14 protein-coding genes are annotated in these 10,045 nt (G+C 39.9%); 7 read left to right on the top strand and 7 right to left on the bottom strand.

The window, feature by feature from the left end; translation table 11 throughout:
• A partial coding sequence (locus tag AC52RT_RS06920) for a hypothetical protein (protein WP_495540063.1) occupies nt 1-240 on the top strand: 240 nt, incomplete at its 5' end.
• A 52-nt stretch (nt 241-292) separates the two neighbouring features.
• Here the strand turns inward: AC52RT_RS06920 and AC52RT_RS06915 are convergent.
• The 6 genes from AC52RT_RS06915 to AC52RT_RS06890 form a co-directional block, all read right to left on the bottom strand.
• The gene (locus AC52RT_RS06915) at nt 293-511 is read right to left on the bottom strand and encodes a spore germination protein (RefSeq protein ID WP_040376021.1); all 219 of its coding nucleotides are present in this window, start codon (nt 509-511) and stop codon (nt 293-295) included.
• Nucleotides 512-534: 23 nt separating this feature from the next.
• Entirely contained in the window at nt 535-966 is a 432-nt protein-coding gene (locus AC52RT_RS06910; RefSeq protein ID WP_495540062.1) for a spore germination protein GerPE, read from the bottom strand.
• A 4-nt stretch (nt 967-970) separates the two neighbouring features.
• Nucleotides 971-1,150 carry a spore germination protein GerPD gene (locus tag AC52RT_RS06905; protein ID WP_495540061.1) on the bottom strand — a complete coding sequence of 60 codons (180 nt, stop codon included), beginning with the start codon at nt 1,148-1,150 and terminating at the stop codon, nt 971-973.
• On the bottom strand, nt 1,151-1,753 hold the full coding sequence (gene gerPC / locus AC52RT_RS06900) for a spore germination protein GerPC (RefSeq protein ID WP_495540060.1): 603 nt from the start codon (nt 1,751-1,753) through the stop codon (nt 1,151-1,153).
• Nucleotides 1,754-1,831: 78 nt separating this feature from the next.
• The gene (locus AC52RT_RS06895) at nt 1,832-2,032 is read right to left on the bottom strand and encodes a spore germination protein GerPB (RefSeq protein ID WP_495540059.1); all 201 of its coding nucleotides are present in this window, start codon (nt 2,030-2,032) and stop codon (nt 1,832-1,834) included.
• Nucleotides 2,033-2,071: 39 nt separating this feature from the next.
• A complete protein-coding gene (locus tag AC52RT_RS06890) occupies nt 2,072-2,293 on the bottom strand; it encodes a spore germination protein (protein WP_430167642.1) in 222 nt (73 codons plus the stop codon).
• Between the two features lie 156 nt (nt 2,294-2,449).
• Here AC52RT_RS06890 and AC52RT_RS06885 point away from each other — a divergent pair, with 156 nt between their 5' ends.
• From AC52RT_RS06885 to AC52RT_RS06865, 5 genes are all read left to right on the top strand, one after another.
• The gene (locus AC52RT_RS06885) at nt 2,450-4,042 is read left to right on the top strand and encodes a long-chain-fatty-acid--CoA ligase (RefSeq protein WP_495540058.1); all 1,593 of its coding nucleotides are present in this window, start codon (nt 2,450-2,452) and stop codon (nt 4,040-4,042) included.
• Nucleotides 4,043-4,148: 106 nt separating this feature from the next.
• The gene (locus tag AC52RT_RS06880) at nt 4,149-5,315 is read left to right on the top strand and encodes a DUF418 domain-containing protein (RefSeq protein WP_495540057.1); all 1,167 of its coding nucleotides are present in this window, start codon (nt 4,149-4,151) and stop codon (nt 5,313-5,315) included.
• A gap of 17 nt (nt 5,316-5,332) precedes the next feature.
• Nucleotides 5,333-5,833 (top strand): DNA topology modulation protein, encoded by a 501-nt coding sequence (locus AC52RT_RS06875; RefSeq protein WP_495540056.1) that lies wholly within the window; start codon nt 5,333-5,335, stop codon nt 5,831-5,833.
• Between the two features lie 26 nt (nt 5,834-5,859).
• Entirely contained in the window at nt 5,860-6,756 is an 897-nt protein-coding gene (locus AC52RT_RS06870) for a fumarylacetoacetate hydrolase family protein (protein ID WP_495540055.1), read from the top strand.
• A gap of 96 nt (nt 6,757-6,852) precedes the next feature.
• On the top strand, nt 6,853-7,203 hold the full coding sequence (locus AC52RT_RS06865) for a YisL family protein (RefSeq protein WP_495540054.1): 351 nt from the start codon (nt 6,853-6,855) through the stop codon (nt 7,201-7,203).
• Between the two features lie 40 nt (nt 7,204-7,243).
• Here the strand turns inward: AC52RT_RS06865 and AC52RT_RS06860 are convergent, their stop codons facing one another.
• Nucleotides 7,244-7,819, bottom strand: a complete 576-nt coding sequence (locus tag AC52RT_RS06860; protein ID WP_495540053.1) for a DUF2777 domain-containing protein — start codon at nt 7,817-7,819, stop codon at nt 7,244-7,246.
• Nucleotides 7,820-8,036: 217 nt separating this feature from the next.
• Here AC52RT_RS06860 and asnB point away from each other — a divergent pair, with 217 nt between their 5' ends.
• On the top strand, nt 8,037-9,887 hold the full coding sequence (gene asnB, locus AC52RT_RS06855; protein ID WP_495540052.1) for an asparagine synthase (glutamine-hydrolyzing): 1,851 nt from the start codon (nt 8,037-8,039) through the stop codon (nt 9,885-9,887).
• The last annotated feature ends 158 nt before the right edge of the window (nt 9,888-10,045 follow it).

The raw sequence follows: 10,045 nt of genomic DNA, 5'->3' as shown, positions 1-10,045 counted from the left end.
ATGGCTACGATCCGACTTATCTTTGAGGATGAGGATGGACTTGTACTATTGGATTATAAAACAGATAAAATTACAGGTCGTTTTGTTCATGGCTTCGATGGAGCAAAAGAGATTCTTGCTGAGCGGTATCAAGTCCAGCTTCAGCTTTATACACGTGCTATTGAAACGATCATGAAAAAGAAAGTAAAACACCGTTATTTGTTTTTCTTTGACGGCGGTCATTTACTCGAAATTGAATAAAAAATTGGACCAAATCGCTTGGAGATTTGGTCCTTTTCATATGCTTGTGGAGCTAATTATTTCCGACAATCGGTTGATCAACACCGTTGACATCGAGGACGTTGTTTCCATTAATCCCACTGCCAGTGAAAATGAAAGCCCCTGTGTTGGATGATCCCGAGCCTTCAATAATTTTGGCACTGCTTTTTGGTGAGATGACGATGGTATCACCGAACTGCAAGACACCACCGCCGACATTTATCACCTGAACGGGTCCAATAATCGCTGGCATGCTACCATTCCTTTCATTCATTCTTAACTATCGTTAGGTTCAGAAGGCGGTCCTTCATTTATTTCATAGAGCTGCTCCTCGATGTTTTGTTTGTAAGGAACCTGTCTAATGTGCAATATTCTTGATTCCATAGAAGAATGTTTGATATTACCAATTCCGATAATAGAGGATAGTGTTGCCCCTATGATGTTTATCCGATTTACTTTAATAAACGGTTGACGATGATTGAACGTGGTTTGAATAGGTTCAGTAATTGGTAAATAAACGGAAGGTAAATGAAAAACAGGGTGGTCAATACCATTTGCTTCTTCACCATCGAATACCGATTTATAGCGTTGCAGCGCAAATGCTTTGGAAGAGGATTCTGCATAACTACAGTCGCCTATTTGCAACAAAGAACTGAAAGACAAAACTTTTAAGGATAAGGAGTTAACCTTTGCTATTCTGCTGAGCATAGAGTTACCCTTTTGGAATAAAAGGGAATGTCGGTCCAATAATTAATGATTCGGGAGGGGTATCGAAGACAGATGAAAGCTGGATCGTTTGAGCATCACCAATTAAGAATAATGATGAAGCTGACACACCTAATACCTCGATATTTTCAACACAGAGTTCGCCATTAACAACGTGAAAATCCATTTAGCTGTTTCCTCCTGTCGTGTTCGATGAAGATTGAATAAAGTTTCTGATGGACTGAGTGATATCACTTTTAATTCGTTCACTAATTTTTTCTTTCACTTGTTCTAGTAAATGGGGTGAGCGTTCTGTCTGTGATGTTTGATCAAGATAAAGACTGACACGCTGGGAAAGTTGTTTTTCAATATCACTTTTAATAAGCTGATGAAAAGATGGATCCAGGTTTTCGCGTTGCTGCTGAGCTGTATCTTGAATTAATTCATCCATTTCAGCTGCAATAGATGCCGAAATGTCTTCAACAAACTGCTGCCGATTAGGGAATACATAAGGCTGCAGAGGGGGATTTGCAGAATTAATGGCCAGCTCCTCAATATTACTGAGGTCACTTGGATTCAGCCCGATATTTAGAGTGCCTTCAAGCGTCTCGACCTTTAACTGGTCAAACTTATACTCAATTTTTTCAACATTCACTGCTGGTTTATTTTGGAGTTCTGCTAGTTTCGTTTTCATGAGGGCAAGTTCATTTTCCAGCATTTTAATTCGATTGTCCTGAGTTTCTAAATATCTTTGCATTTGGACTGTATATGAGTAGAAATCATTCTGCATCCATATTCACCTCACCTCTTATGCATATATATATCGATTCAATATATGCCTAGAACCAGATATAGGTGAATGCCTAAGTTAGCCAGTCGGCGGGTAGGGGACAAAGCTTTCTCCTTCGTTGTCGAGCTGCGGAGCTGGTTCTGTGTAGCCGCCTGTATTAGACAAAGTCGAAAGAGCCTTAATTACCCCTGAACTGCCAATTTGAAAAACAGACGAGTTCCCGATACTGTTAATTTTTATCATATGGATATGAATGTTTTGTTGAATATTGAAAATCATACAATCCTCCTCCCTGAGTAATTAGGGGGATACCATCCGCTATAAATTTAAAACGGTAGGCTGGTCAATGGCATCTGTGTCGTTCGTATTGGTTGAGCTGGCGGCGTTATAAAGCGAAATCGTCTCGCCAGTATTAAATGACCCTGCACCTGCAAAGGTTTTAGAGGTTGCAAACGGAGATATTTTGAACACATCACCAATATGAAAGACTCCGCTGCTTCCTACATTAATTACCTGGACTACTCCGACGATAGCTGGCATAATAATTCACCCTTTAGTAAGAATTCCTATGACCATTTTATGTTCAATATCGATGAAGGTGATTAAATAGCCTATTCAAAATCCTTTCAGAATCTTCAAAGAAGTCAATAAATGTGATAAAATATAGTTGATTCAAACAATAGAAGGAGTGATTACATGAAGGTACCATTAGTACTATCTTCTTTTTTAGACAGAGCGGTTTCACTGTATGGAGAGAAAGAGGCCATTTTTACAGAAGACAAAGTGTTTACCTATGCTCAAATTAATAAAAGAGTTAACCAGCTTTCGGCAGGTCTAAGAAAACTCGGGATCAGTAAAGGTGACAGAGTAGCCTATTTGACACCAAATTCAGCTGAAATGCTTGAAGGTTTTTATGGAATCTTTCAACTTGGAGCGATTATGGTACCGCTTAATACGAGACTGACTCCGGAAGACTATTTATTTATCTTGAATCATAGTGAAGCAAAAGTACTTTTTGTCGATCAGCATCTGTACCAGCTGATCCAGCCAATTAAGGAAAAGTTAGAATGTGTACATACGATCATCGTCCATCATCGAACTGATGATATAAATGAAATCGGTTACAATGAATGGCTGGCTGATTTCCCAGACAACGGATTTGAGCGGGAATATGTGGATGAAGAGGATGTGTGTAGTCTTCTTTATACGAGTGGTACGACTGGAAATCCAAAGGGTGTGATGCTGACACACCGAAATAACTATCTTCATGCGCTCAGTACAATGCATCATTTACGTGTTAGTGATAAAGATACCCTGTTGCATGTGCTTCCGATGTTCCATGTGAATGGGTGGGGATCGCCATTTTATTATACAGCGAATGGAGCTTCTCAAATTTGTCTGCGTAAAACATCACCAGAAGCGATTTTTCAGGCGATCGAGAAGCATAATGTAACGATTATACATATGGCACCAACCGTCTTAAATGCATTGCTGCAATATTATGATCAGCATACCCCGTGCGTCTCTCGGAATGTTCGAGTAGTGATAGCAGGATCGGCACCGCCTCCTGCATTTGTCTCCCGAGTTGAAAAAGAACTTGGCTGGGAGTTTATTCAGGTGTATGGCATGACTGAATCATCACCACTCAGTCTCGTTTCGACAATCCGTTCGCAGCATCTAGATTTACCTGAGGAAAAAATCTACCAAATGAAAGCTAAAGCAGGACATTCTATGATTGGCAGTGAGGTGAAAGTGGTCAATGAACATGGTGAGGAAGTGGCTCATGATGGGAAGGAAATTGGCGAAGTCATAACCCGCAGCCATGGTGTCATGAAAGGGTATTGGAAGAATGAAGAAGCGACAATGGAATCCATTCGGAATGGCTGGCTTCACACAGGGGATATGGGAGTTATTGATGGAAATGGAACGATTGAAATCGTCGATCGAAAGAAAGATATCATTATCTCTGGCGGTGAAAATATTTCTTCGATAGAAGTAGAGGGAATGCTATATGAACATCCCGCAATTCTTGAAGCGGCTGTTATTGCAGTTCCGCATGAGAAATGGGGGGAGACACCTCACGCATATATTGTTCGGAAAAATAATCAAGAGTTAACAGAAGCGGAAGTTATTGCTTATACTCGCGAAAGACTTGCCCATTTTAAGGCTGTAACGGGTGTGAGTTTTGTAGAAGAACTGCCGAAGACTGCATCAGGTAAAATTCAAAAAGTTCAGTTGCGAAATGCCTATTGGGAAGAACGAGGGATCACTGGTAAATTTGTAAACTAGTTTAAAATGAGCTTGGGGGAAACTAATCCCTCAAGCTTATTTTAGACAAATAATGTTGTATAGTATGATATCTTTAGAGAGAAAATCCAAAAAAAGGAGTGCAGTAGTGACTAACGCTATCCAACAAAATCGTATTGAAACCATTGATATTCTTCGCGGCTTTTCCATATTAGGTATTTTCTTAGTTAATATGCCGTCTTTCCATTCACCGTTTATGGATATAGATCCCTTGACTTGGTGGAATCAAAATCCTGATCATCTTTTATACATATTGGTTGATGTAATGGCTCAGGCAAGCTTTTATCCGCTGTTTGCTTTTTTATTTGGTTTTGGGGCTATATTATTGGCTGAACGTAGTGCTGCACACGGTCAATCTTTTCCAACGCTTTTTGTAAGACGGATGACGACCTTGTTAGTGATTGGGATTCTGCATGCCTCTTTGGTATGGCACGGTGATATTTTGATTACTTATGCTCTATTTGGCTTTGTCTTTTTACTATTCTATAAATGGAGAGGAAAAACCCTGCTAATCTTTGGATCACTTATGTATATCCTTCCGTTTGCAGCTTTATGTCTTATGATGCTGCTGATGGTGGCTACAGGAAACTCTTCATCCATTGAAACAGATTTCATTCAAGCTGAAGCCACTATGAATATCTACCAGAACGGTAGTTTCATGGAGATTACTGAGCAAAGAATAGCAGATTGGTATAAGGTGAATAATTTTGCAAGTGCATTGATCATCTTTTTCTCCATTTTCCCGCATTTTCTAATGGGTGCAGGTATCGCCAAACTCAAGTGGCTGCATAATCCGAAACTACATCAAAAAAAAGTACTATGGATAGCAGTTTTTACTTTCCTAATAGGCTTCTTTCTGAAAACTCTTCCGTACACGATGGAAGCTAACATGGCAGCAGATATGATACAGGATTTCTTTGGAGGACCGATCGTTTCATTTGCTTATATATTCCTCTTCACCTTAGTGTTTCAACACAGAAAACTGACGAAAATTTTTACACCGATTGCAGCAGTCGGCAGGCTTTCAATCAGCAATTATCTGTTTCAATCGATTGTAGCTACGTTAATTTTTTATTCCTACGGCTTAGGTATATATGGAGAAATTTCCTTTACGACAGGACTCCTATTCGTTTTCATCATCTATATCGGTCAAATGGTGTTAAGCCTGCTATGGCTGAGGTATTTTTATATCGGTCCAATCGAGTATATCTGGAGATTCTTCACCTATGGAAAACGTCCATTATTTAAAAAATAAGTTTTCAGGGGGCTTTCATGAAGAGGGTAATCATTTTAGGCTGTTGTGGTTCAGGGAAATCAACGTTAGCACTAAAGTTGGCAGAAAAGATCAATAGTGAGGTCATCCATTTAGATGCGCTATTCTGGAAGCCAGGCTGGGTACAGTCAAGTTCTGAGGAATTCATAATGCGTCAAAAAAGCCTGCTTAAAGGTGATAAGTGGATAGTGGATGGAAATTATCGTGGGACACTCGAACTTCGTCTAGAACCTGCGGATACTGTCATTTATCTTGATTTTCCCACATCGCTCTGCTTATACCGGATTATAAAAAGAAGAGTGATGTATCAGGGGAAAACACGACCAGATATGGCGACAGACTGTCCAGAGAAAATTGATCTCGAATTTTTTAATTATGTCCGAACCTTTAATCGAAAAAAAGCACCAGCAATAAAAAAAAGACTACATGATCTTGAGGGTAAAAAAGTATATCTTTTTAAAAATAGCAGACAAGTTGAACAGTTTTTACGCCAAATCTAGATATCTTACTAAGGAGTGTGTCGAAGATGAAATTTGCAACAGTCAAAATCGGCTCTGCCAGCAAGGTAGTCATTGTCGTAGAACAAGGAAAGGTATTATTGCTTCAAGATGCAGCAGAAAAAATGGAATTGGAGGTGCCGAACACGCTGCTTGCTTGTATCGCAGAAGGGGAGGAGTTTCTCAATAAAGCATCGGCGATCCAACATTGGGCAGCCGATACAGACGATCAAACTGAATTATTTGTAGAAGAAGGAAATTTCGACTGGGAAGCACCCATTCCGCGTCCGGCAAAAAACATCTTTTGTGTGGGAAAAAATTATGTGGATCATGCAATAGAAATGGGAAGTGAAGCAGACATTCCTGAGCATGTGATGCTATTTTCTAAGGCACCAACCTCTGTAATTGGATATGGTACTCCCGTTCCAAATCATGAAGAAGTAACCAATCAGCTGGATTATGAAGGCGAGCTGGCTGTAGTAATAGGGAAAACAGGCAAAGCCATTCAAAAAGAACATGCTCTAGATTATGTGTTTGGGTATACGATTCTAAATGATATAACGGCACGAGATTTACAAGCAAGGCACAAACAATTTTTATTAGGCAAGAGTTTGGATGGATCATGTCCTATGGGTCCGTATATCGTTGAAAAGTCTGAGATAGAAAATCCAAATCAGTTGGATATCGAGACGAAGGTGAATGGAGAAAGTAGACAAAAAGCGAATACAAAGCAGTTTATTTTTCCTATCGAAGAGATCATTGAAGTTCTTTCTAAGGGGATGACACTTGAACCGGGGGATATCATTGCAACCGGTACCCCAGCTGGTGTTGGAAAAGGGTTTAAACCGCCGCGTTTTCTGACAAAAGGGGATTGTATTGAAATTACAATAGACAAAATTGGAACATTGAAAAATAGTATTCACTAATTGTACACATTTACCGATTTCCGGATAACCGTTTTTGGTTTTCATAATTTGTCTATGGTATGATAAAAGAGAATACTAAGAGGGGGATTATATACTATGACTCATTTGCACCTAACATCGTGGATTCTTGCTATTATTCTTTTTTTCGTAGCAGCCGCGCTGTATAAAAGCGGGAAAACAAAACCGGCTAAAATTACTCATATGATTACTCGTGTTTTGTATCTGGCGATTATCGGTTCAGGCTTCGCGTTAATTGGCAGCAGTTTTGGCTTTTATGCAGTAAAACTGATTGTTGGAATCATTGTTATCGGACTTATCGAAATGGTCTTGGTTCGTACTTCAAAAGGGAAAAGCACTGGCGCTCTTTGGATCGCGTTTGTCATTGCCTTTGTCGTTGTACTGTACCTTGGTCTATCGTTACCACAAGGTTTCAGTCCGTTTGCATAAAAAAATGGCTTCCCTTTAGGGGGAAAGCCATTTTTTTTGATTATGAGTCAGACGGTTTATTTAATTTTTCAATCATAATTCGTTTGCCGGTATTTAACGTAAATTCAAAACGATCATGACGATTTTTAGAGTAAAAGAAGTGATGTTGAACAGCACAAATCTGCGATTCATTATCAAAGATTAAAAAGTTTACCCCTGATTTGGAATGTACATCTCGCAGGAAGGATAGCTGATTATAGCTATATATACAATCAAAAATGGAGAAGTCCAGTGAATTAAGAGATGTTACAAACTGAAAAAATGAATCATCATCCAATTCTTCTAAAAGAGAATCAAACGAATAAATCATTTGTTTTCTGATTTTAATTTGCTCTCCATCACTTAAACTAAAGGTTTCACGCCTCAGATTGACAACGCCATTTTCTTCGAGTGTGCCCCGGTACCAATTCCTGCCTCGCTGCACCTCCACCTCTTGATGAACATATTCCTCTAAGGAAGAGGCTTCATCTGTTTCGCTATCGAAAAAGATCCACTGTTGATTGATGTTTTCTACGGTGCCTTCTGTAAATGCTCTTGGTTGCCGGTCATATAAGACCTCGCGTTGTTGTTGACTCATAGTCTACCTCCAGAAATGAATGCCTCACCTACTTTTTAGACATAAATCCTTCAAACTATAACCTCGTGAAAAAAGATATAGGACAAATAACCATTTATGTTTAGTTGCATAGTTTATTTTTATATACTATCCAATTAGCATAATTTGCATGTGGAAAGCCATGAACACATTAATCGTTCGGCTAGTTCATTATTGCAACAGAGAGGACTGATTTAAAATGTGCGGGATTACCGGCTGGGTTCATTTTCAACAAAATTTGCTAAATGAAAAAGAAACTGTACAAAAAATGACGGAAACACTATCGAAACGTGGACCCGATGATACCAAGGTCTGGAGCACCCTGCATGCGTCTTTTGGACATCGCCGACTGACTGTTGTCGATCCAGAAGGCGGAAAACAGCCTATGTTAAAAAGTCATGCCAAAAACGATTACGTACTATGCTACAATGGCGAACTATATAACACAGAAGATTTGCGAAAAGAGCTGTTAGTAAAAGGATATTCGTTCAAGGGTCATTCTGATACAGAAGTTTTACTAACTTCCTATATTGAATGGAAGGAAAAATGTGTGGATTACTTTAATGGGATTTTTGCCTTTGCGATTTGGGATGAAGCTGAGCAAAAGCTATTCATTGCTAGAGATCGTTTAGGAGTAAAACCGCTTTTTTATGCAGAGAAAAACGGAGGACTGATCTTTGGCTCAGAGCTAAAGGCAATACTTTCTCATCGAGATATAAAACCTGAAATGGATAGACAGGGACTCGCAGAAGTTTTTGGGGTAGGGCCTTCTAGGACACCTGGATCTGGTGTGTTTCATGGCATAAAGGAATTGCGTCCGGGACATGCGATGACACTCAGTCGGCAGGGGCTACGTTCTTGGCGGTATTGGAATGTGAAAAGTGAAGAACATCAGGATTCTCTCGGTGAGACTGCGGAAAAGGTGCGTTTCCTTGTCGAGGATGCTGTCACACGGCAGCTCGTATCGGATGTACCACTTTGCACCTTTTTATCAGGAGGTGTGGATTCAAGTGCAATAACAGCCATCGCTGCCAATGCTTATAAAAAAGAAGGAAAGGGAAGGCTTCATACGTATTCTATAGATTATGAGGACAATGAGAAGTATTTTAAGGCAAATGAGTTTCAGCCTAATTCCGATGGTCCGTGGATAAAACAAATGTCTGATACGTTCGATACGGCTCATCACAGTTCAATTATTTCGCAAGAAGAGCTGGTAAATTATTTGACCGAATCGGTGTATGCCCGTGATTTACCCGGGATGGCAGATGTCGATTCATCATTGTTATGGTTCTGCCGTGAAATCAAACAGGATTTTGTCGTCGGTCTTTCAGGAGAATGTGCAGATGAAATCTTTGGGGGTTATCCTTGGTTTCACCGAGAAGACGATTTAAATAGACTCGGATTTCCTTGGATGCGCTCAACTGCGGAACGGGTTTCTTTATTAAAAACAGATTGGCAGGATAAGCTGAAGCTTGAGGATTATGCGATGTCGAAATATTTGGATACGATAGCTGAAACACCGCGGCTTGATGGAGAAAGCGGGATAGACGCCAAACGTAGAGAACTTTTTTACTTAAACATTCATTGGTTTATGACGACACTGCTTGATCGGAAAGATAGAATGAGTATGGCTGCAAGTCTTGAGGTCCGTGTACCCTTTGCGGATCATCGGTTGGTTGAGTATGTCTGGAATATTCCATGGGACATGAAAATGACAGGAAATCGTGAAAAAGGAATCTTGAGGAAGAGCCTTGAAGGCTTATTGCCAGAAGAAATACTGTATCGCAAAAAAAGTCCATATCCGAAAACACATAACCCAATCTACACGGATAGGGTCCAATCCTGGCTGAAGGATGTATTAACAGACCGGAATTCCATACTTCACGAATTTTTTGATGAGCAAAAACTACAGGAAATTGTAGAATCTAAAGGGAATGCATTTAAGGTACCATGGTTTGGGCAATTAATGTCCGGCCCACAGCTGCTGGCACATTTAGCACAAATTCATGTCTGGTTTAAAGAGTATGACATTCAACTTATAGATTCATAAGAAAGAGGCTTCCCCCTATGAGTTGGGGAAAGCCTCTTTTGAGTTTTAAACAATTTTCATAGAGATTTTCTGGCTTATAAAGACTGTTCATACCTTCTTCTTAGGCCATTGCCGTTCGTCTCCAGATCCAGTTCGTGACAGCGAAAGTAAGCATCGCC

The organism is Peribacillus sp. (assembly GCF_059453735.1).
Note: the sequence above shows the minus strand (reverse complement) of the source record. Positions and strands in the feature narration are given on the sequence as shown.